The 21,737-nt window shown below is 74.3% G+C and carries 20 protein-coding genes; 14 read left to right on the forward strand and 6 right to left on the reverse strand.

The window, feature by feature from the left end; translation table 11 throughout:
- Positions 1 to 19: 19 nt before the first annotated feature.
- Complete coding sequence (locus tag IEY99_RS28125) at positions 20 to 1,021, reverse strand: SMP-30/gluconolactonase/LRE family protein (RefSeq protein ID WP_268245153.1); 1,002 nt, start codon at positions 1,019 to 1,021, stop codon at positions 20 to 22.
- Positions 1,022 to 1,155: 134 nt separating this feature from the next.
- On the opposite strand from IEY99_RS28125, the gene IEY99_RS28130 reads away from it, so the two are divergent.
- From IEY99_RS28130 to surE, 4 genes are all read left to right on the forward strand, one after another.
- Positions 1,156 to 2,073 carry a cation diffusion facilitator family transporter gene (locus tag IEY99_RS28130; protein WP_189207101.1) on the forward strand — a complete coding sequence of 306 codons (918 nt, stop codon included), beginning with the start codon at positions 1,156 to 1,158 and terminating at the stop codon, positions 2,071 to 2,073.
- 55 nt (positions 2,074 to 2,128) lie between these two features.
- A complete protein-coding gene (locus IEY99_RS28135) occupies positions 2,129 to 2,542 on the forward strand; it encodes a hypothetical protein (RefSeq protein ID WP_189207102.1) in 414 nt (137 codons plus the stop codon).
- A gap of 95 nt (positions 2,543 to 2,637) precedes the next feature.
- Positions 2,638 to 3,558, forward strand: a complete 921-nt coding sequence (locus IEY99_RS28140) for a 1-phosphofructokinase family hexose kinase (protein ID WP_189207103.1) — start codon at positions 2,638 to 2,640, stop codon at positions 3,556 to 3,558.
- Positions 3,559 to 3,637: 79 nt separating this feature from the next.
- Positions 3,638 to 4,480: a 5'/3'-nucleotidase SurE gene (surE, locus tag IEY99_RS28145; RefSeq protein ID WP_189207104.1), complete on the forward strand. Its 843-nt coding sequence runs from the start codon at positions 3,638 to 3,640 to the stop codon at positions 4,478 to 4,480.
- Positions 4,481 to 4,503: 23 nt separating this feature from the next.
- Here surE and IEY99_RS28150 read toward each other — a convergent pair whose 3' ends face one another.
- On the reverse strand, positions 4,504 to 4,872 hold the full coding sequence (locus IEY99_RS28150; RefSeq protein ID WP_189207105.1) for an STAS domain-containing protein: 369 nt from the start codon (positions 4,870 to 4,872) through the stop codon (positions 4,504 to 4,506).
- Positions 4,873 to 5,210: 338 nt separating this feature from the next.
- Between IEY99_RS28150 and IEY99_RS28155 the strand changes: the two genes are divergently transcribed.
- From IEY99_RS28155 to IEY99_RS28165, 3 genes are all read left to right on the forward strand, one after another.
- Positions 5,211 to 5,729, forward strand: a complete 519-nt coding sequence (locus IEY99_RS28155; protein WP_189207106.1) for a hypothetical protein — start codon at positions 5,211 to 5,213, stop codon at positions 5,727 to 5,729.
- 486 nt (positions 5,730 to 6,215) lie between these two features.
- Complete coding sequence (locus IEY99_RS28160; RefSeq protein WP_189207107.1) at positions 6,216 to 7,784, forward strand: serine/threonine-protein kinase; 1,569 nt, start codon at positions 6,216 to 6,218, stop codon at positions 7,782 to 7,784.
- 375 nt (positions 7,785 to 8,159) lie between these two features.
- On the forward strand, positions 8,160 to 9,323 hold the full coding sequence (locus IEY99_RS28165) for a hypothetical protein (RefSeq protein ID WP_189207108.1): 1,164 nt from the start codon (positions 8,160 to 8,162) through the stop codon (positions 9,321 to 9,323).
- Positions 9,324 to 9,518: 195 nt separating this feature from the next.
- Here the strand turns inward: IEY99_RS28165 and IEY99_RS28170 are convergent, their stop codons facing one another.
- Positions 9,519 to 11,315 (reverse strand): bifunctional metallophosphatase/5'-nucleotidase, encoded by a 1,797-nt coding sequence (locus tag IEY99_RS28170; RefSeq protein ID WP_189207109.1) that lies wholly within the window; start codon positions 11,313 to 11,315, stop codon positions 9,519 to 9,521.
- 193 nt (positions 11,316 to 11,508) lie between these two features.
- Here IEY99_RS28170 and IEY99_RS28175 point away from each other — a divergent pair, with 193 nt between their 5' ends.
- The 5 genes from IEY99_RS28175 to IEY99_RS28195 are packed head-to-tail and all read left to right on the forward strand — an operon-like array spanning position 11,509 to position 16,558.
- On the forward strand, positions 11,509 to 12,333 hold the full coding sequence (locus IEY99_RS28175) for a hypothetical protein (protein WP_189207110.1): 825 nt from the start codon (positions 11,509 to 11,511) through the stop codon (positions 12,331 to 12,333).
- A complete protein-coding gene (locus IEY99_RS28180; protein ID WP_189207111.1) occupies positions 12,330 to 12,929 on the forward strand; it encodes a DUF4129 domain-containing protein in 600 nt (199 codons plus the stop codon). Before IEY99_RS28175 ends, IEY99_RS28180 begins: the two co-directional genes overlap by 4 nt.
- Positions 12,926 to 14,248, forward strand: a complete 1,323-nt coding sequence (locus IEY99_RS28185) for a DUF4350 domain-containing protein (RefSeq protein ID WP_189207112.1) — start codon at positions 12,926 to 12,928, stop codon at positions 14,246 to 14,248. The genes IEY99_RS28180 and IEY99_RS28185 overlap by 4 nt, the downstream gene beginning before the upstream one ends.
- Positions 14,245 to 15,231 carry an AAA family ATPase gene (locus IEY99_RS28190; RefSeq protein WP_189207113.1) on the forward strand — a complete coding sequence of 329 codons (987 nt, stop codon included), beginning with the start codon at positions 14,245 to 14,247 and terminating at the stop codon, positions 15,229 to 15,231. Before IEY99_RS28185 ends, IEY99_RS28190 begins: the two co-directional genes overlap by 4 nt.
- A gap of 7 nt (positions 15,232 to 15,238) precedes the next feature.
- A complete protein-coding gene (locus IEY99_RS28195) occupies positions 15,239 to 16,558 on the forward strand; it encodes a DUF58 domain-containing protein (RefSeq protein WP_189207114.1) in 1,320 nt (439 codons plus the stop codon).
- Positions 16,559 to 16,562: 4 nt separating this feature from the next.
- Here the strand turns inward: IEY99_RS28195 and IEY99_RS28200 are convergent, their stop codons facing one another.
- Positions 16,563 to 17,546, reverse strand: coding sequence for a stage II sporulation protein M (locus IEY99_RS28200; RefSeq protein ID WP_189207115.1), 984 nt, complete (start codon positions 17,544 to 17,546; stop codon positions 16,563 to 16,565).
- 40 nt (positions 17,547 to 17,586) lie between these two features.
- On the opposite strand from IEY99_RS28200, the gene IEY99_RS28205 reads away from it, so the two are divergent.
- Both IEY99_RS28205 and IEY99_RS28210 read left to right on the forward strand, forming a co-directional pair.
- Positions 17,587 to 18,516: an RDD family protein gene (locus IEY99_RS28205; protein ID WP_189207116.1), complete on the forward strand. Its 930-nt coding sequence runs from the start codon at positions 17,587 to 17,589 to the stop codon at positions 18,514 to 18,516.
- A 46-nt stretch (positions 18,517 to 18,562) separates the two neighbouring features.
- The gene (locus tag IEY99_RS28210) at positions 18,563 to 18,994 is read left to right on the forward strand and encodes a protein-tyrosine phosphatase family protein (protein ID WP_189207262.1); all 432 of its coding nucleotides are present in this window, start codon (positions 18,563 to 18,565) and stop codon (positions 18,992 to 18,994) included.
- 25 nt (positions 18,995 to 19,019) lie between these two features.
- On the opposite strand, the gene argS is transcribed toward IEY99_RS28210, so the two are convergent.
- Complete coding sequence (gene argS, locus IEY99_RS28215) at positions 19,020 to 20,687, reverse strand: arginine--tRNA ligase (protein WP_189207117.1); 1,668 nt, start codon at positions 20,685 to 20,687, stop codon at positions 19,020 to 19,022.
- Positions 20,688 to 20,882: 195 nt separating this feature from the next.
- Positions 20,883 to 21,698: a class I SAM-dependent methyltransferase gene (locus IEY99_RS28220; protein ID WP_189207118.1), complete on the reverse strand. Its 816-nt coding sequence runs from the start codon at positions 21,696 to 21,698 to the stop codon at positions 20,883 to 20,885.
- Positions 21,699 to 21,737 lie beyond the last annotated feature (39 nt).

The following is a 21,737-nucleotide window of genomic DNA, read 5'->3' on the forward strand; positions in this document are numbered from 1 at the left end:
CTCCGCATCGCCGCGGCGGTCAGGGCCGGCGGATTGCCACGGCCGTGTAGGGCGTGCCGGGGGTCGGTGTGGTCGTGAAGCGGGCGTTGGGCAGGTAGAAGCGTTTGCCGTACTCGGCGATCGTCGTGGGGACGTCGAACGCCGGGCTGGTCGTGCGGCTGACGACCGTGCCTCTGGCGGCCCGCCGGTCGAGCTTGATCTCGGCGATCAGGTTGAGGCGGTTCTGCACGACGTAGAGGGTGGTGCCGCGCAGCCACATGCCGTCGCCGTTCGGCACCGACTCGCCGCCCAGGTCGATCTCGGTGGTCACGCCCGCGTACGTGGTCCGGAAGAGCTTGCCGGTGTTGGACTGGACGACGATCAGGCCCCGGCCGTCCGGCGTGGCGGTGATGCCGTTGGCGTTGGTGCCGGTGGTGTAGACCATGTCGCCGGTGAGCGGCACGCGGACCGCCTGGGACGGCAGGGCGCCGTACCGGCCCAGCGGAAGCTTGAACAGCACCGGGTTCGCGGAGTCGGTGAACCACGCGGCGTGCCCGGTCAGCACGACGTCGTTGACGAAGGCGGGGCCGGCCTGTAGCGCGTAGGACCGGAGCAGGCGCCCGGAGGCCGTGAGCACGCGGACGTCGCCGCCCCTGCCGCCGGCGACGAAGAGCCGGCCGCGGCCGTCGAGCTTGAGGCCCAGCGACGGCGTCCCGGGGCCCTGGCTGATCACCTTGCCACGGCCGGTGAGCAGATTGGCGCGGTAGATGTCGCCGTCCACCCGCGAGCCGAAGTAGGCGTACGGGAGCCTGCCGATGGCGATGCCCTCGGGCTGGAAGCCGTTCGGCAGGCGGATGACGTCCGGCGCGAGACCGCCGCGGGCGGCGCCCGGCGCGGCGATCGCCCCGGTAGCGCGCGACGGACCGATGGGCGCGGCGATCACCCCTTCGGTGGTGGGCGCGGCGGATGCGGGCGCCGACGGCGCGGCGGCGGTGAGCGCGAGCGTGGTCAGGGCAACAATCGCGAGGGTGCGTCTGGACACGGGCGTGATCCCTCCACACGGGTTCGGTTGTCGTCGATGGGATACCCCGGAGATGACAATCGGGTTCAAGTTGCATACATAGCGATGTGAACATATATTGGCCGGGGCGGGACGGCCCGACGGAAGGTGGGCTCATGGGAGCCGGTCACGACCACGGAGGTCAGGCGCTGCGCGCCGGCGAGCGGCATCGGCCACGGCTGTGGTGGGCCGCGGGACTGCTGGCCGGCTTCATGGTCGTGGAGGCGGTCACCGCCCTGCTCACCGGCTCCCTCGCGCTGCTCTCCGATGCCGGCCACATGTTCACCGACGTCCTCGGCATCGCCATGGCCCTCGCGGCGATCCACGCCGCCGGCCGCGCGCGCACCGACTCCCGGCGTACGTTCGGGCTCTATCGCCTCGAGGTCCTCGCCGCGCTGGCGAACGCCCTGCTGCTCACCGGGGTCGCGATCTTCGTGCTGGTCGAGGCGGTCCGGCGGTTCAGCGAGCCGCCGCAGGTCCCCGCCGGCCCGATGCTCCTCGTCGCGATCGGCGGCCTGGCGGTCAACCTCGTCGCCTTCGCGCTGCTGCGCTCGGGCGCGCAGGAGAGCCTCAACGTGCGCGGCGCCTACCTGGAGGTGGTCGGCGATCTGCTCGGCTCGGCCGGGGTGATCGTCGCGGCCGGCGTCATCGCGGTCACCGGCTGGTCCTACGCCGACCCGATCGTCGCCGTCGGCGTCGCCCTGATGATCCTGCCGCGCACGTTCGCCCTGGGCCGCTCCGCGGTGCGCATCCTGGTCCAGGCGGCGCCCAAGCATCTCGACATGACCCGGATCCGCGACCGGCTCGCCGCCGTGCCCGGCGTCTGCGACGTGCACGACCTGCACGTCTGGACGCTGACCTCCGGCATGGACGTCGCCTCGGCGCACCTGAGCCTGGAACCGGCCGCCGAGCTCGGCGCGGTGCTCGCCTGCGCCCGCGAGGCGCTGCACCACGACTTCCACATCGACCACGCGACGCTGCAGGTGGAGCCGGTCGGCGCCGACGGCCGCTCCTGCACACCCGTCGGCTGGTGACCCTCGGGCCACCCGCGTCTCTACACTGGGTGACTAGCCGACAGCGGAGGACGCCATGGGCCAGCCGGTCATCCACCATGCGCAGGTCGCCTGGGACGCCGCCCGCGCCTTCGTCAGGGCGGCCGGCGGACCGGACCACGACGCCTTCTCCGCCCGGGTCCTCAGCCGCCTCGGCGCCGAGATGTACGGCGAACTGGCGAACACCCGCCAGCGACTCCTGGCCGCCTCGCTGGAAAGCGGCTTCCCCCCGCTGGAGAGCGGCTCCTCCCCGCTGGAGAGCAGCTCCTCCCCGCTGGAGAGCGGCTCCTCCCCGCTGGAGAGCGGCTCCTCCCCGCTGGAGAGCGGCGACCGCGGCCGCCGTACGGCCGACGTCGAGGCCGGCAAGTGGCGCGCGCGCCTCGAGGACCTGCTGCGCGGCCGCCCGGATCTGGCCACCGCGCTCCGCGAGCTCACCGGGTCCGTGTCCTGAGCAGGTCGGCGCCCGGCCCGCGGCCGTAAATTCCGGATCAGGCCCACACTCCTGGCCAATGGCGTAAGACTGTGCCCATGGGTAACAAAGGGGTCATGGTATTCGTGCCTGCGCCCCAGCTCACCGTGACCATCGAGCAGCAGCACGACAAACCGGAGCTGCACGTGCATCCCGGCGGCCAGGGCGTCTGGCAGGCCCGGATGATCACCCTGCTGGGCGCACAGGTCACCCTCTGCGCGGCCGCCGGGGGCGAGGTCGGCCGGGTGCTGGAGCCGCTGCTCAAGTTCCACGGCGTCACACTCAAGACCATCAAGCGCGAGTCGGGTACGGGCTGGTACGTGCACGACCGCCGCAGCGGCAAGCGCCAGGAGCTGGCCGAGGATCCGGGCCAGCCGCTGTCCCGGCACGAGATGGACGAGCTCTACAGCCTCGCGCTCGCCGAGGGCCTACGGGCGGGCATCGCCGTGCTCAGCGGTCCGGCGCATCCGTCCGTCGTACCCGCGGAGGTCTACCGGCGTCTCGCCACCGACCTCGGCGCCAACGGCTGCAAGGTGATCATCGACCTGTCCGACGCCCACCTGACGGCCGCCCTCGAGGCCCGCCCGCACGTGGTCAAGGTCAGCCACGAGGAGCTGCTGCGCGACGGCCTGATCGCGGACGACTCGACCGAGGCGATCACCAAGGCGCTGTTCAAGCTGCACGACGACGGCGCCGAGATGGCCCTGGTGTCCCGCGCCGACGAGGGCGCCCTCGCCCTGATCGAGGACACGGTCTACGAGGTCGACATGCCCCGGATGGTGGCCGCCGAGTCCCGCGGCGCGGGTGACTCGATGACCGCGGGAGTGGCCGCTGTGCTGGCACAGGGCGGGACGCTGTGTGACGCTGTCCGTACGGGCGCCGCCGCCGGCGCCCTCAACGTCACCCGCCACGGACTCGGGACGGGCCGCATCGACGCCGTCCAGGTGCTCACCGAGCGGGTACGGCTGACGCCCGTCGACGCGAAGGTGCCCGCATGACCGACTGCACCAGACCCCGACCACGCTCGCAGTCAACGGCCGCCACCAGGGCCAGGAGAGCATGCCGGAGGGGCACAGCATGACGCCACGCATCCTGATCACCAACGACGACGGCATCGATGCTCCCGGCATCCGGTGGCTGGCCCGGGCCACCGCACGCCAGGGCTTCGACGTGGTGGTCGCCGCGCCGATGACCGAGGCGAGCGGTACCAGCGCCGCCATGACCGCGGTCGAGAAGAACGGCCAGATCTGCGTGGAGCCGCGCGAGCTGCCCGGGGTCAAGAACGTGCCCGCGTACGGGGTCGCCGCGTCGCCCGCCTTCATCGTGCTGCTGGCCATGCGCGGCGCCTTCGGACCCGCCCCGGACGTGGTGCTCTCGGGCATCAACCGCGGCGCCAACGCGGGCGCGGCGGTGGTCCACTCGGGCACGGTCGGCGCCACCCTGACGGCCTCGCACGCCGGGCTGCACGGGCTGGCGGTCTCGCTCGACGTGCTCTCCCCCGCCAACGGCACGGCGGCCAGCGGCGGCCAGGCCATCGCCGACCTGGACAAGGCGGACGACGAGAAGCGCCACTGGGGCAGCGCCGCGGAGCTCGCGGTGAAGCTGCTACCGACGCTGACCCACACGCCGCCGGGCACCGTGCTGAACGTGAACGTGCCCGACCTGCACGTCGACGGCATCCGGGGCCTGCGCCGCGCCCGCCTGGCCCGGTTCGGCCAGGTGCAGATGAGCATCGCGGAAGCCGGCGAGGGCTTCGTCCGTACGGCGGTCCAGGCGGCCGACGAACCGCTCGAGCCGGGCACCGACCTGGCGGCGCTGGCGGAGGGCTACGCGGTCGTGACGCCGATCCGGGCGCCCGGCGAGGCCACCGACGTGAAGATCAATCTGGAGAACATCGTGGTCCAGACGCCGGCCATCTGAGTCCGGCCGGCGTCACGCCACGATCAGGCGCCGGAGACGACCGGCCGGTGCGCGGGATCTCCGCAGTCGGTGCACGGCTCGGGCGCGCCGAAGAGGCCCAGCAAGCCCGTCACCCACAACTGCCGGTGAGCGAACCGGCTCGGACGGGTGACGACCAGCTTCACCCCGCTCACGCTGGCGAGCTGGAAAGCGGCCACGAGGGCGGAGATGCCCACGGAGTCGATGAAGGTGACGCCGTGCATGTCGAGCTCGATGCGTTGCGCTGTGCCGGCGGCCAGTTGCTGCGCCACGGCGTCCTTGATCTCGTACGCGTTCTCGACGTCGATCTCACCCCGGGGTGAAACCTCCACCACTCCGGTGGACCTCATCGACGTCGCTATCGACAACGTCACGCCTTTACCTCCACCCGCCCGGGATTCCCGGGCGTCATCTCCTCGCACGAGGGGCTCCGCTGAACTGCGGACGTCTCCTCGCCGGGGGCGGCGTCTACTACCCCCGTGGGGTTCGGTGAAACTGCACCGAACCGTAGTGCTCGAACCTGACAGGTGGCTGTGTGCCACCCCTGAATCCGGATCAAGCGTACCCACGAGGTCTACCGGATTTCGCTTCCCGGGCCGTCCACACCCGACGGCCCACTGCTGTTCACGGCACGTTTGCGCACCGTCCGGGGTGGGCACCTCCCAGGGCAATGACCGAGCGCCGGACACGGCGATCGCAGGAGGTAGAGACGATGTTCTCCCGCAAGAGCACGGCCGAGCGCACCGCCGCCGAGGCCTGGGACTACCTGTCGTCGGCCATGGCGTCGGCCGGCGAGAGCGCCAGAGACGCCGGGAAGACCACCGCGAGCCTGGCGGGCGCGAAGGCCGCGGAACTGGCCGGAAAGGCATCGAAGCAGGCCGGCAAGGCATCGAGGCACGGCCATGAACTGGCGGGCCGGGCGTCCAGGCGGAGCCACAAGCTGACCGGGAAGGCGTCCAGGCGGAGCCAGCGGCTGGCCGGCAAGGCCAGCGCCCGGATGAACGCGGCGACCGACGAGGCCTGGGCCCGGGCGCACCGGGCCGCCGACGCCCTCGCGGGCCGCAGGCCGGGCCTGCCGTGGAGCGTGATCCTCGGCGCCAGCCTGATCGGCGTGGCCCTGGGCTGGACCGCGGCGGCGACCGCCCGGGCCGCGGCGGAGCGCCGGGCCGAGAACGAGCAGCTCGAGATGGCCGAGACCGCCATCGTCGCGACGCCCACGTACGGCGCCTGAAGCCCCGGCCGGTGACCCGCCGGACGGAGCCCTTTGCCGCCCGGCGGGCCACCGGCCGCCACCGCGGCACGTCACCGGCCACCACCTCGGCGGTCCCCGCCCGCTCCCCCGGGCGGCTCACCGGCCGCCCACCCAGCGGTCCCGCCCGCTCCCCCGGGCGGGTCCGCCCTCGGCTCCGGTGCCGGTGTTCCCGCCGCTCCGGGCGTCATCGCTGCGGTCCGGACGTGTCGTGGATCGCTTTCCATCGATCGGGCCGCGACCCCTCGCCACGACGAGTCACTCCCCGTGTTCGGTGAGTGGCGAGAGGCGGCCGAAGGGCCCCGATTCTGGCCGTTCCGCCGGGTTGACGACGCCGTTCGGTGTGCACTTTCCGCCACCCACCGACCTCGCCGGAGGATGCGTGGAATCTGTATCGTGGGGCGCGGCCCGAGCCCATCGAGCCATCATGATCAGGTCGTGGCGACACCCGAGTAGATAGGTCCGCTGGTGCTCAGTTCGGGAAGTCTCCTGGACAACCGCTACCGGTTGGACGAGCGCATCGCCACCGGTGGGATGGGCGACGTGTGGCGGGGCACCGACGTGGTGCTCGGCCGGACGATCGCCGTCAAGGTGCTGCGCGCCGCCATGCTCGCCGACCCCGAGTTCGCCGCCCGCTTCTACGGCGAGGCGCGGATGATGGCCGCGTTCCGGCACCCCGGCGTCGTCGAGGTGTACGACTACAGCGCCGGGGACGCCGACGACGAGGACCGGTGCGCCTATCTGGTCATGGCGTTCGTCGACGGGGAGCCGCTCTCCGCCCGGCTCAAGCAGCAGAGCCGCCTCGGCGTCGCCGAGACCATGTCGATCGTCGCGCAGGCCGCCGACGCCCTGCACGCCGCCCACGAGAACGGCACCGTCCACCGTGACGTGAAGCCGGGCAACCTCATCGTCAAGCCGAACGGCGCGGTCATCCTGGTCGACTTCGGGGTGGCCCGCTCCACCGCGGTGACCAGCGTGACCGCGCTCAACGCCATCGTCGGCACCGCCCTCTACATGGCGCCCGAGCAGGTGGCGAAGGGCAACGTCACCGCCGCGACGGACATCTACGCGCTCGGCGCGGTGGCGTACCACTGCATCGCCGGTTTTCCGCCGTTCGACGGCGACAACGCCCTGCAGGTGGCGCTGCACCACCTGGAGGACGAGCCCGAGCCGCTGCCCGAGAGCCTGGCACCCCCGGCGGTGCGCGAGCTGATCGCCAAGGCGATGGCGAAGAATCCGGCGGACCGGTTCGCCAGCGCCGCCGAGTTCGCCCAGGCCGCGCTGGCCGCCGCGGAGGCCCTGGACTGGCACGGGCCGGCGCAGACCGGCACGAGCCTGACACGTACGGCGCTCGTCCGGCCCGCCGCGGCCGGCGCCGCTGCGGCCGGCGCCGCCGCGCTCAGCGGTCCCGCCGGGCCCGGCACCCGCGCGGACGGGCAGTTCCTGACCGGCACCGCACTGACCCGCCCGATCAGCCCGGCCGCCGGCGGTCGCACCATGCCGGTGCAGCGCGGCCTGCTGGAGGGCGCGCCGGCCGCGGCACCGGCCCCGAAGCGGCAGTCGAAGAGCCAGCTCGCCGTGCTGTTCACGGTGATCGTCCTGCTGCTGCTGGCGGGCGGCCTGGGCACCGCCATCTGGCTGGCGGACAAGGGCAACGACAAGCGCGGGAATGTCACGCCCGCGGTGGTCCCCGGCGATTCGCAGCCGGCCGACGACACCGAGGAATCCCTCTCGCCGACGGAGGACGAGACCACCGTCGCCCCGCCGCCGGAGGACGGGTCGCAGCCGCAACCCAACGTGCCGACCAAGACCAACCGACCCTCGACCGCGCCGACGGCCACGCGCACGCCGACCACCGCCCCGACGACCACCAGCGCGAAGCCGCCCGTCGTCGATCCGCCGGAGCCCTCGCAACCGGAGGACCCCGGTCCCACCACGACCGACGACACCGGCGGCGGCGGTGACGGCGACGGCGACGGCACGGGCGGTGACGCCGGCGGCACCGACACCGGCGGCGTGAACACCGGCACCAACTGACCGGCACGACCACCCACTCGCACGGGAAGCCGTCGAGCAGGGCCGGCCCGGCTCAGCCGCGGTTCCTCGGGTGCCGCACCAAGCGGCGGAGCCGTCGACTCGGCGGCCGTCGACCCAGGCGGCGGAGCCGTCGACTCGGCGGCCGTCGACCCAGGCGGCGGAAGCCGTCGACCCGGCGGCCGTCGACCCAGGCGGCGGACCGCTCAAGCGCGGTCACCCGGTGCCGAGTTGGCTGGCCGGTGCGATCGCGCACCCGGGCCGGGCCGCCGGTACTCGGGTGGGCGCCTCCCGGCAAGTACTCAAGTCGGCGGTGTGGCCGCCGATGGAGGGGGCTGGCACGGCTGCACCCGAGCTGCTACCGGAAAGGCCCCCTGGATGACCACGCAGACCCCGTACGGCCCCGCGAGCGCGGAACACCCGCACCTCGCCGCGGGTCATGGGCAGTATCCGCCGGCCGGATACCAGCACACCGAGTACGCGCAGCACAGCGCGCCGGGCTACGCCGTGCCGGAGCAGACCCTGCCGAGCCACAGCTTGCCGGGCTATCCCCAGCAGGACGCACCGGTCTACCCAGAGCAGGCCATGGGCTACCCGCCGGAGGCGGCGCCGGCATACCCGCAGGCCGCGGGCTACCCGCCGGAGGCCACGCCGGCATACCCGCAGGCCGCGGGCTACTCGCAGGAGGCCACGCCGGCATACCCGCAGGCCGCGGGCTACTCGCAGGAGGGCGCGGGCTACCCCGAGCCCGTGGCGTACGCCGATCCGGCCGTGCCCGGCCAGGTGGAGCCGTACTGGTACCAGGGTCAGCAGGACACCGAGGTCGGCGCTCACGACGCGACCGCTTTCCCCGGCATTCAGCACCCTGGGGAGAGCGCCTACCCCGAGGTCTTGCACCAGGCCGATCCCGCGCCGCAGCAGGCCGCCTATCCGCCGAGCGCGTACCCGACCGCTCCCCCGTGGGCCACCCCGCACGCCCCGGCGCCCGCCGCGCCGGTCCCGGGCGGCGAGCCCGACGCGCTGGTCGTCACGCCCTTCGGCGTCGTGCCGCAGGTCGGTGGCCTGCTGGTGCCGTACCCGGAGGAGATGCGGAACGCGCCGCGGGCGCAGGCGCCGGCCGTGTGGCCGGTCGCCGCGTTCACCTTCTTCTTCGGTGCGTTCGGTGCGATCTCGGCGGCCCGCCGGTCGAGTCAGGCGCGGCGGGGACGCAACGGTGTGGCGCCGTACTGGGTGACCTTCGGGGTCATGATGGCCGTCAGCTCCTTCTTCTGGCTGGTGATGGCCGTTTCCGTCGGTGTGCCGGTGTACCTGAGCGTGCGCGAGGGTGCGACGGTCGCGGCGCTCGAGGAGAACGTGCTGCACGACGGGCAGCTCGAGAAGGCGAACGTCAGCGCGGACTCGGCCGACTGCCGGGCCGCGGGCGAGTGGGTCGGCGGGCGGCGGGACTTCCTGTGCGAGCTGAAGCTCAGCGACGGGCGTACCGGCCGGGTGCTGGTCAACTCCGACGACCAGGGCAACTGGAGGCCGCTCGAAGACAGCTGACCGCGGACTTGTCGTGGCGCACCCTGGGGGCCGGGGTGCGCCACGACGAATGCATCGCCGGCCTTCCGGAAACCGCAAGACCGGCGAAGCTCGGCCCGCCGGAGAGACCGCAAGACCGGCGAAGCTCGGCCCGCCGGAGAGACCGCAAGACCGGCGAAGCTCGGCCCGCCGGAGAGACCGCAAGACCGGCGAAGGTCAGCTCGCGGGGAAGACCGGGACCCCGTCGCGGACCAGGCGCCAGTTCGGCGTGAAGAAGTCCGCCGGGTTGATCTCGCCCTTGGCCTGGGCCCAGTCGATCAGCAGCTGGCGGATCTCCTGCTGGGCGTTGTAGACCTGCTCCTTCACGATGCCCGGGAAGTTGCCGCCGCCGCTGCGCCGGTAGTTGTTCACCGCCACCACGAAGCGGGCGTCCGCCGCGACCGGGGCGCCGGCGTGGTCGAGGCGGGTGATGCGGGAGCCGACCGGCTTGCTGATGTCGATGTCGTAGTCGACGCCCGAGAACACGTCGTAGTTGTAGTCGGGCACCGCCGGGTCGCTGATCGTGGCCGGGTCCGGGGTCGCGCCGGCCGGCAGCGTCACGAAGTACCGGGCCGAGAACTCCAGGTACGTCCGCAGCTCCGCGCCCGTGAGGATGACCGCTTCCAGCGTGTTGTCGTAGATGTACAGCCCGGCGACATCCTTGATCTTGACGTCGCCCTTCGGGAAGACGGCGGTCCGGCTGAACGGCGCCGTGATCGACAGCACCGGCAGTGACGCGTGCGGGGTGCCGGCCAGCGCCGCGGTCACCGTGTCAGTCTGCACCTTGTTGATGTAGTCGAGGATCGCCGTGTCCTTGTACCGCGACTCGGCGGCGGACAGCTCCTGGGTGGACGTGGCGACGACCTGGTTGACGTACGCGACGGTCTTGGCGTGCTGTGACCGCACCGCGGCGAGCACCTTCGGGTCCTCGGGGACGGTGTTGGTGTTGAGCGACTCCGCCTTCTTCTCCGTGATGGTCCACCGGCCACGCTCGCGGACCAGCGTGAAGTCCATCCGGGTGAGCCGCTGGCCCCACTTCGACGGCTCGGCGAGCAGCACCTGCGCGCCCGTCTGCGCGTTCGTCACGAAGCGCTGCGCGACCTCGCGGTGCGCGTGGCCGAAGAGGATCGCGTCGATGCCCGGGACCTGCTCGGCGATCAGCGCGCTCGGGTTCTCGTTCGGCAGCTCGGGTCCGTAGCTGCTGGTGCCGCTGTCGCCGCCGTGCGCGGAGATCAGCACCAGGTCGGCGCCGCGGGCGCGCATGACCGGCACCCAGGTCGCCGCCGTCTGGACCATGTCCTTGAAGACGAGCTTGCCCTCGACGTTGGCCTTGTCCCAGATGGCCACGCCCGGGTTGGTGAGACCCAGGATGCCCACCCGCAGGGTCGGCGCGCCCGGGCCCAGGCAGACCTTCTTGATCACGTACGGCGTGAAGGCGGGCCGCCCGGTCTTCGCGTCGACGGCGTTGGCCGCGAGCGCCGGGAAGCCGAGCTGGCGGATCCACAGGTTCAGCAGGGGCAGGCCGTAGTTGAACTCGTGGTTGCCCAGCGTGACCGCGTCGTAGTGCAGCACGTTCATCGCCCGCGCCATCGGGTGCCGCTCGCCGGTCTCGGTGATCGGCTCCTGCTTCGCGTAGTACGTGGCCAGCGGCGTGCCCTGGATGGTGTCGCCGGCGTCGAGCACCAGCGTCGCCTTGCCCCGCCGCTCGGTGCGGATCCGGTTGACCAGCGCGGCCAGCTTGGCGACGCCGACGTCGTTGTGCGCGCTGTCGTCGTACTCGAGATCCTTGTAGTAATCCCAGTTGTAGACGTTGCCGTGGGTGTCGGACGTGCCGAGCACCGTCAGATCGTATGTCTTGGCGCCGGAGCTGCCGGTCTGCGCGCCGGCGGCGCCGGAGGCGACGACGGGCGCGGCCGCACCGGCGGCGGCAGCGGCGAGCACGCTGCGCCGGGAGACGCCTGCGGGAAGGGTCATACCGAGCCTTTCTCCAAATGTGTCCGGGCGCCTCGTGGGCGCCCACCGACGCACCATAGCCCTCGATGCATCGAGCGTGGTGGGGACCGGTCAGGTCCCCAGCCGCACGGTCCGGACGGCACCGGCCGCGCCGCGGGAGTGGTGAACGGCGGCGGTGCCCGGGCGGGCGCCTCGATCGCCTAGGATCGCCGCCATGCCCGCGCAGCCCGACCTGCCGCTGCGTCCCATGACGCTCGGTGAGCTGCTGGACGCCGCCATGACCCTGTTGCGGGCCCGGGCGCTGCCCCTGCTGCTCACCGCCGGCGTGCTGGCCGCGCTCGAGCAGGCGTTGCTCATGCCGCTGCGGCACGCCGCCTTCGCCGGTCCGCCGCTCTACGGGCCGGCACGCGACAGCCTCGGCAGCTGGTGGGTGCTCGTCGCCGCCGGGTTCGCCGCCGAGGGGTTCATCATCTGCGTGCTCGGCTCGCTCGCCGCGGCGGCCGCCGGGCCCGCGCTGATCGGGCGGCCGGTGCGCCATCGTGAGCTGTGGGGCCGCACCCGCCCGGTTCCCACGCTGCTCGCGGCCCTCGCGCTGGGCGTCGCCTGCGGGGCCGCCGCGTTCGCCGGTTTCCTCGGGTGGATCCTCGTGTACGGGCTGTTCGGCCTGGTGAGCGCCGTCCTGGTGATCGACCGGGCGGGGTCGTTCGGCCGCTCGGCGCGGCTCGCCGCCCGCGGCGGGATGCGGGGCATGTGGACCCGGCTCGCGGCGTACCTGACCTGGCTGGCCGTCCGGGTCGTGCTCGGGGCGGGCTGGGTCGCCGTCTTCGCGGCGGTCACCGGGGACCAGCCGGGCTGGCTGGTGTGGATCACGCCGGTCGCGTGGGGTGCCGCCAACGCCGTCGCGTACGCCGCGCTGGGCTGCGTCGACGCCGTGCTGCTGCTGGAGACGCGGATCCGTACCGAGGGCCTCGACATCGCCGTCGCCCGGATCCGCGGCCGGGGCGAGGACCCGGCCGCCGCGCTGGGGTACGTACCGTGACCCGCGCGTGGGACGAGTTCGCGGCGGCGGTCTTCGACCGGGTCTCCCCGCCGCTGCTGCTGCTGCTGATCCTGCTCGCGGCGGCCGGCCTCACCGGCGCTCTCTGGTACTGGTTCCCGGCCTGGGTGCCGCGACGGCTGCCCCGGTGGGCCCTGCCGCGGTGGCGGATGCCCCGCTGGCGCCTGCCGCGCTGGCGCCGGCCACGGTTCTCCCGGCGCCGGCGGCCGGCAACCGAGACCCCGGCGCGGGCCACGATCGAGTTCGAGCCCACCGTCGTGCTGAGCGACGGCACGCTGCTCGCCGACCGGCTCGCCGCCGAGGGCCGCTATGCCGAAGCGGTCCGGCAGCGGCTGCGCGACATCGTCGGTGATCTCACCGCCGCCGGCGTCGTCTCGCCGCTGCCCGGCACCACCGCCGCGGAGGTCGCGGCCGCGGCCGCCGTCCGGCGTCCCGCGGTGGCGGCCCCGCTCGGCGGCGCGACCGAGCTGTTCTCCGAGATCTGGTACGGCGACCGCCCGGCGGACCGCGCGCACGACGAGCACATGCGTGCCCTGACCGGCGAGGTCCGCGCCCGGCTGAGCGGTGGTACGCCGTGAGGAACCCCCGCCGCCTGCGCCTGGTGCTGCCCGTCGCCGTGGTGCTCGGGCTCGCCACCTTCACCGGCATCGCGCACGCCGTCCAGCAGGGCGACCCCACCGACGCCTCCTTCCTCTCCCCCACCAGCGACACGGGGGACGGCGCCCGGTCGCTCGCCGACGAGCTGGCCCGCGCCGGGGTCACCGTGGACGTGCGCGCCCGCAGCGAACCTGCGCTGGCCGCGCTCGGCGCCGACGGCGAGGCCACCCTCTTCGTCACCACCCCGGAGCTGGTGCACCCCGCCTATCTGCGGCGGTTCGCCGGGCTGCCGTCCCGGGTGCGGGTCGTCCTGGTGGCCCCCGATCCGGACGTACTGGACGACGCACGGCTCGGCGTCCGCGCCCGGGGACCACGGTGGACGGCCGCCGCCCCGGAGCCGGGATGTGCCGCCGGGCCCGCCGGCGCGGCGGGGCCGGCGGCGGCGCTGCGCTGGCAGTACGAGGCCATCCGGCGGGAGTCGGTCGCCTGCTACGACGGCGGGCTCGTCGAGCTGCGGTCCCCCGGCTCCGGCGAGCTGACCCTGGTCGGCGCGGCGGACCCGTTCCGCAACGACCGGGCCGGCGAGCACGGCAACCGGCGGCTCGCCGTGGGCCTGCTCTCGCGGGCGCCCCGGGTCGTCTGGCTCGACCTGCACGAACGCGAGCCGGCCCCGGCGCGCTCCACGCCCGCGCCGGGCTCCGGGACCCCGGACCGGACCGGTGAGCCGGATGGTTCCGGCGAGGACGGCGCGCCACCCGGCGGCGAGCGGTCCGGCGACCAGCAGCCCGGCGACGGGCAGCCCCGCGACGCGGGCGACGACCGCGGAGCGGCGGCCGGCAACCCGCTGGCCCGGGCCTTCCCGCCGGGGATCTGGGCGGCGCTGGGGCTGCTCGTGCTCGCCGCGGTGGCGCTCGCCGTGGCGTCGGCCCGGCGGCTGGGCGCGCCCGTCGCCGAGCCCCTGCCCGCGCGGGTGCGGGCCGCGGAGACGGTCCGCGGCCTCGGCGGCCTGTACCGCAGGGCGGGCGCGCGCGGCGCGTCGCTGCGGACCGTACAGTCGGCGGCACGGGCGCGGTTGATCGAGCACTTCGACCTGCCGGGCGAGACCGGGGTCGACGACCTGGCCGCCCGGGTGGCGGCGGAGACCGGACAGCCGGAGGACGACGTCCGGCACGTGCTCGGCGGCGGGGTCGAGGACAGCGACGAGGAGCTGGTCCGCGCCGCGACCGCCGTGCAGGAGCTGGTCCGGCTCGTGACCGGGCGACAGAACCGGCAACACAGCGACGAGGGGAATCTGACGTGACGTCGTTCGTACCCGGCGAGGGACCCGGCGGGGCCGCCGCGGCCCGCGACGCGCTGCAGCGCCTGCGGTCCGAGGTCGCCAAGGCGGTCGTCGGCCAGGACGCGGTGGTGGGCGGGGTGGTGATCGCGCTGCTCTGCGGCGGGCACGTCCTGCTGGAGGGCGTGCCCGGCGTGGCCAAGACGCTGCTGGTCCGGGCGCTGGCGACGGCGCTGGACGTCGACACCAAGCGGGTCCAGTTCACGCCCGACCTGATGCCCGGCGACGTGACCGGCTCGCTGATCTACGACGCGCGGGCCGCGGCGTTCAGCTTCCGGCCCGGACCCGTCTTCACCAGCCTGCTGCTCGCCGACGAGATCAACCGGACCCCGCCGAAGACCCAGGCGGCGCTGCTCGAGGCGATGGAGGAGCGCACGGTCAGCACCGACGGCGAGTCCCGCCGGCTGCCCGAGCCGTTCATCGTGGTCGCGACGCAGAACCCGATCGAGTACGAGGGCACGTACCCGCTGCCGGAGGCGCAGCTCGACCGGTTCCTGCTGAAGCTGTCGGTGCCGCTGCCGGAGCGCGCGGAGGAGCTCGGCGTGCTGCGCGCCCACCACCACGGCTTCGACCCGCGCGACCTCAAGGCCGCCGGGGTGGGCCCGGTGGCCTCCGCCGCCGACCTGGCCGCGGGCCGCGAGGCGGTCCGCCGGGTCGCCGTCGCCGATCCGGTCCTCGAGTACATCGTCGACCTGTGCCGCGCCACCCGGGTCGCCCCGGCGCTGGAGCTGGGCGCCTCGCCCCGGGGCACCACCGCCCTGCTGGCCGTCGCGAAGGCGCGGGCCTGGCTCAGCGGCCGCGACTACGTGATCCCGGACGACGTGCAGGCCTTCGCCGTCCCCGTCCTGCGGCACCGGGTGCGGCTGCGCGCCGAGGCCGAGCTGGACGGCGTCACCACCGCCTCGGTGCTGCGGACCGTGCTCGGCGCCGTGCCCGCGCCCCGCTGAGCCGGCCGTGGTCACCAGGCGCTTCGCGCTGCTGCTGGCGCTGGGCGCACCGCTGCCCGCGGTGCTGCCCTCGCCCTGGCTGACGGCCCTGGCCGTGGCCGGCCTGGCGAGCGCCGCCGCGATGCTGGACCTGCTGGTCGCGGCGCCGCTGACCGGGGTGACGCTGCGGCGCCACGGCGACCGGACGGTGTGGCTCGGCGGCACGGCGACCACGACCCTGACCGTCGCCAACACCTCCGGGCGTCCGATGTGGCTGCGGCTGCGCGACCGGTGGGTCCCCTCGGCGGGCGCGGACCGCATCGAGCACCGGCTCACCCTCCCGGCCGGCGAGGAGCGGCAGGTCACCACCGCGCTGACCCCGACGCGGCACGGCGACCGGGCCGCGGTACGGGTCACGCTGCGCTCGTACGGGCCGCTCGGGCTCGCGTACCGGCAGCGCCGGCAGCGGTGGAACGAGGCCGTGACGCCGGCGTGGACGCTGCGGGTGCTGCCGCGCTTCCCGTCCCGGCGGCTGCTGCCCGAGAAGCTGGCGAAGCTGCGGGTCTTCGACGGCGCCGTGGTCACCCGCGGGCGGGGCCAGGGCACCGAGTTCGACGTGCTGCGCGAGTACGTCGTGGGCGACGACGTGCGCTCGATCGACTGGCGGGCCTCCGCGCGCACGCACGACGTGGTGGTCCGGACCTGGCGCCCGGAGCGCGACCGGCGCGTGGTGTGCGTGCTGGACACCGGCCGCACCTCGGCGGCGCGGATCGGCGACGAGCCCCGGCTGGACGCCGCGATCGACGCCGCCCTGCTGCTGGCCGTGCTGGCGTCCAAGGCCGACGACCGGGTCGACCTGCTCGCGGTGGACACCGCCGTACGCGCCCGGGTCGAGGGCGGCGGCCACCGCACCAAGCTGCCGCGGCTGATCAGCTCGCTGGCCGCGCTGGAGCCGGCCCTGGTGGAGACCGACTTCGGCCTGGCCGCCGGCGACCTGCTGCGCCGCGGCCACAAGCGCGCCCTCGTGGTGATCTTCTCGGCGCTGGACGCCGCACCCATCGTCGAGGGCCTGCTGCCGCTGCTGTCCCGCCTGACCACCCGGCACCGGGTGGTGCTGGCCAGCGTGCGGGACCCGGAGACCGCCCGGCTCGCGCGGCTGCCGGTCACCGGGGCGACCGCGGAGGACGTCCATCTGGCGGCGGCCGCCGAGCTGGCCCTGGCCGAACGCGACCGGGTCCGGGCGCTGCTCACCCAGCAGGGCGTGATCGTGGTCGACGAGCCCCGCGAGACGTTCGCCTCCAAGGTCTGCGACGTCTACCTCATGCTGAAGGCGGCCGGCCGGTTGTGACCCGTCAGGCGGTGGGGACCTCGGCCGCGGCGAGTTCCGAGCTCTCCCCGCGCCGGTCCGCGGCGCCGCCGGCCACCAGGGCGTAGGCGAGGAAGGCGAGCCAGACCGCGAACCCGATGCCCACCCGGACCGCGTCCGGCCAGCCCGACGGCGTCACGTACGCCTCCAGGATGCCCGAGACCAGCAGCATCGCGACCAGCCCGAGCGCCACCAGCATGCCCGCGCGGGCCCGTTCGGCGAGCGCCCGGCCGCGGGTGCGGTGCGGGCCGGGCGCGATCCAGGCCCAGCCGATGCGCAGGCCCACCCCGGCCGCGACGAAGATGGCGGTCAGCTCCAGGAAGCCGTGCGGCAGGATGTAGACGAAAAACGTCTCGCCGTATCCGGCGTCGATCATCAGGCCGCCGGTCAGGCCGATGTCGAAGGTGTTCTGGGCGAGGATCCACAACACCGGCACGACGAGTACGCCGGAGGCGAGGCACTGCCCGGCGATCATGGCGTTGTGCGTCCAGACGTTCACGGCGAAGTTCTGGGCCTGGAACTCGCTGTAGTACGCGACGAAGTCCTCCCCGGCGTACCGTTCGGCGACCGCCGGGGGCACGAAGGTCTCCACGATCTCCGGATGGTCCGCGAAATACGCCATCAGCACCCCGGCGACCAGCACGTCGAGCGCCATCACCGCCAGCCACCAGCGGCGGGCCCGGTAGAGCTCGAGCGGCAGCGTCGTGGTGAAGAAGCGGGCCACCGGGCGCCAGGAGTAGCGCCGGCCGCCGGTGACGGCGGAGCGCCCCGCGATCACCAGCTGCGACAGCGACGCCAGCAGGATCGGGTCGGGCGAGTGGCTGCGCACCACGGACAGATGGGTGGCCGCACGCTGGTAGAGCAGCACCAGCTCGTCGGCCTCCGCGGCGGAGAGCCGGCGGCGCCGGGTCAGGGCGTCGAGCCGGCTCCACTCCCCGCGGCGCTCGGCGACGTACGCGTCCAGGTCCACCGGCGCAGCGTAGCGGGCGGCGATCGGGTTAACTAACCGCATGACGACGGCGGCGGACGGCGGGCACCGGGAACAGCTCGTCAACGGCGAGGCCGTCGAGGTCGACGTCCGGCACGCCCGGATCGGCTCACGCGGGCTGGCGCTGCTGCTGGACATGATCGTGCAGGTGCTGCTGGCGGTCGTGCTGCTGGTCGCCGCCCAGGCCGCGTTCCTGCTGGGCGAGACCGAAGAGGCGCTGGCGGCCGCGATCGTCACGGTCATCGTGATCGCCGTGTTCGTCGCGTACCCGACGGTCACCGAGACCCTCAGCAACGGCCGCAGCCTGGGCAAGCGGGCGATGGGCCTGCGGGTCGTCCGGGAGGACGGCGGCCCGATCCGGGTGCGCCACGCCCTCGTGCGCAGCCTCGTCGGCCTCGCCGTGGAGTGGCCCGGCCTGCTCTTCCCGCCCTTCACCTGGGCGGTCGCGCTGACCACGATGCTGTTCTCGCCGCAGGGCCGGCGCCTGGGCGACCTGGCGGCCGGCACCTTCGTGATCCACGAACGGTCCCCGGCGCCGTGGGGCTGGGTGCCGGCCATGCCGCCGCCGCTCGCCGCCTGGGCCGCGGGACTCGACCTGACGAACCTCGACGACGACCTGGCCCTCGCCACGCGGCACTACCTGGCCCGCGCGGCCGAGATCCGCCCACCGATGAACGCCCGGTTCGCGCACATGCTGGCGGCCGAGGTGAGCGAGAGGATCGCCCAGCCGGTCCCGCCGGGCGTGCCACCGTGGGCCTTCCTCAGCGCGGTCCTCGCCGAACGCCGCCGCCGCGCCGGCGGCCGGGCCCAGGCCACCCGGGCCCTGACCCAGCGCATCTGGCCCGGCTTCGGCCGCCTCGAGTGGTCCCGCGCCACCGGCCCCACCTGGGACCCGGCCGGCACGAACCCGCCCCTGCTCGGCGTGATGAAGGAAGAGGGCAGGCACCCCTGAGCGCCACCCGAGCCCGCGGCAGAATGACAAGGTGACCCCCGGCGCGATGTGGGACCCGGCGGCCGGCGGCGTGCTCGCCCTGCCGTCCGGGCGGCTCGTCCGCGGTCGCGGTCTCCGCCGGCCCGTGCCGCCGGGACCCGAGCCGCAGTTCGGCCTCTACCTGCTCGGCCGCACGCCGCCGCCGACGTCCTGGGAGAGCCGCTGGCTGCGCTGGCCCGACTTCCGCCTGCCGGCCGACCGGACCGCCGCCGCGGCGGGACTGCGGGAGGCCTGGGAGCGGGCCGCCGACCAGCGGGTGGAGATCGCCTGCGGCGGCGGGCGCGGTCGCACCGGCACCGCCCTCGCCTGCCTCGCCGTGCTCGACGGCGTGCCGCCCGCAGCGGCGGTGGCCTACGTGCGCGAGCGCTACGACCGGCACGCCGTGGAGACGCCGTGGCAGCGCCGCTACGTCCAGGCGTTCCGCGGGCCCGGCCGGTGAGCGACGCCGGTGCGGCCGCGAAGCCTCACAGGGCGGCGGGAGCGGCGATGCCGAGCAGGTCCAGCCCCTGCCGCAGGGTGCGCCCGGTCAGCGCGCACAGCGCCAGCCGGCTCGCCCGGACGTCGTCGGGCGCCCTCAGCACCGGGCAGTTCTGGTAGAAGCCGCTGAACGACGACGCCAGCCCGTGCAGGTAGCCGGCCAGCCGGTGCGGCTCCAGCGTCTCGCCGACCGAGTGCACCACCGGCGCGAAGGCGAGCAGCTCCAGCGCCAGGGCGCGCTCGGCCGGATGGCAAGGCACCACCGGCCCGGGAGCATCGGTGGCCCGGTCGAGGAGGGAGCGGATCCGGGCGTACGCATACTGCAGGTAAGGCCCGGTGTCGCCGGTCAGGGCGAGCATCCGGTCCCAGTCGAAGACGTAGTCGTTGCGCCGGTCCCCGGCGAGGTCGGCGTACTTGACGGCGCCGACGCCCACCGCCTGGGCGGCCTCCGGGCCCGCCCCGAGCGCCGACGCCCGGGCGATCGCCTCGTCGAGGACGTCGGCCAGCTTGACCGAGTCGCCGGAGCGGGTACGGAACATCTTGCCGTCGGCGCCCAGGATCGAGCCGAAGGCGACGTGCTCCGCGGTGACGCCCTCGGGCAGCCAGCCGGCCGCCGCGGCCACCGCGTACACCATCCGGAAGTGGGTCCGCTGCGGTGCGCCGACGACGTAGAGCAGCCGGGTCGCGCCGAGCTCCCGGACCCGGTGGCGCAGGGCGGCCAGGTCGGTGGCCGCGTACCCGAACCCGCCGTCGCTCTTGCGCACGATGAGCGGGAGGGGCTCGCCGTCGCGGCCGGTGAAGCCGGCCGGGAACGCGCAGAGCGCGCCGTCGCTCTCGGTCAGCAGCCCCTTGCCGGCGAGCTCCGCCACGACGTCGGGCAACGCGTCCTGGTAGGTGCTCTCCCCGGCGAAGTGGGCCTCGGTGAGGGTCACCCCGAGCCTTTCGTACGCCGCCAGCAGGTACCGCCGCGACTCGGCCACATACCCGCGCCACAGCCGCAGCGTCTCCTCGTCGCCCGCCTGCAACCGGACCACCCGCAGCCGCGACCGGTTCCGGAACTCCTCGTCGGCATCGAACCTGGCGCGCGCCGCCCGGTAGAACCCGGTGAGGTCGCCCAAGCGCGGCGCACCGCTGGCACCGTGGTCGAGCAGGTGCTCGATGAGCATGCCGAAGGCCGTGCCCCAGTCACCGACGTGGTTGGCCCGCACGACGTCGTGGCCCAGCCAGGCCAGCGTCCGCGCGAGCGAGTCACCGATGACCGTGGACCGCAGGTGCCCGACGGTCAGCTCCTTGGCGATGTTCGGCGACGAGTAGTCGACGACGAGGGTCTCGGGCCGCCCGGCCGGCGGCACACCGAGCCGCGCATCGGCCGCGAGGTCGTTCACCGCGGCCGCGATCGGCTCGTCGGCGAGGGTCAGGTTGAGAAAGCCGGGCCCCGAGACCTCGATGCGCGCCAGCCCGTCCAGATCCGAACGCGCGGCGACCTCCTGCGCGACGTCCCGCGGCGGCCGGCCCAGCCGCCCGGCGAGCGACAGCACCGCCCCGGACTGGAAGTCGGCGTGCCGCGAGCGCCGTACGGCCGGGTCGACGGCCGCCCGGGCGACCTCGGCGAGCGCGGGGGCGAGCCGCGCGGAGAGCAGAGCTTCGAGATTCATGATCAGACCCATCGACGGTGCGCGGACGGCGGGGCCGACGGGGGTCACCGACTACCTGCGACACCGGCGGCGGACCCGCCGGTGGAGGACACGTGCCAGCTCAACCGGGGGTGATGGTCCGGCGTCGCTCGCGGTTGACGCTGTGCACGCCGCCGAGCCTAGCGGGCCGCCCCGGCCGCGGCGAGCGGATAAGGGTCAGCCGGCGCGGACCGCGATCGCCTGCAGGTAGGCCGAGGGGATCTTCGCCGTGCCGTCGGTGGCGACATTGTGGCCTGTGGCGAGGCCGACGAGGTCCGCGTACAGCAGCTTGGCGTCGTCGTCGCCGAGGGCCTCGAAGGCCTTGAGGGTGGGGCCGTAGTGGGCCCGGAAGTAGTCGGCGAAGTCCTCGGGCGACGCGAAACGGAACACGAACTCGAGGCGGTCCGTGCGCAGCTGCGAAACCCGGTCGCCGAACAGCTCCCGCAGCCGGGGCTCGCTGCCCCACTCGGTCGGGGCGCGCAGGCCCGCCGGCGGCGGCACCCGGCGGCCCACCGTACGGAAGAGCTCGCCGATGAAGCCGTCGGGGGTCCAGTTGGCCAGGGCTATCGTGCCGCCCGGCCGGCAGGCGCGGGTGAGCTCGGCGGCGGCGCGCTCCTGGTCCGGGGCGAACATCACCCCGACGACGGACACGACCGCGTCGAACTCGCCGTCGGCGCAGGGCAGCGCCTCCGCGTCGGCCTCGGTGAAGCGGGCCGGCAGGTGCTCGGCATCGGCGCGGGCCCGGGCCCGCTCCAGCAGAGCGGGTACGTAGTCGACGCCGGTCACCTCGCACAGGCAGCGGGCGGCGGCGAGCGCGGCGTTGCCCGTACCCGTGGCGACGTCGAGCACCCGCGACCCGGCGGACAGATCCGCGGCCTGCACGAGGCGCTCCGCGACGGGCTGGATGAGGGCTCCCACGGCGCCGTAGTCTCCGCTGGCCCACGTCTTCTGCTGCCGGGCCTTGATGCCGGTCAGCTCGGAACTCATCGTCATTCGGCCGACGCTAGGATCCGGCCGCGGCGGCGGGTAGCG

This window comes from Couchioplanes azureus (assembly GCF_014648355.1).
GTDB classification, from domain to species: domain Bacteria; phylum Actinomycetota; class Actinomycetes; order Mycobacteriales; family Micromonosporaceae; genus Actinoplanes; species Actinoplanes azureus.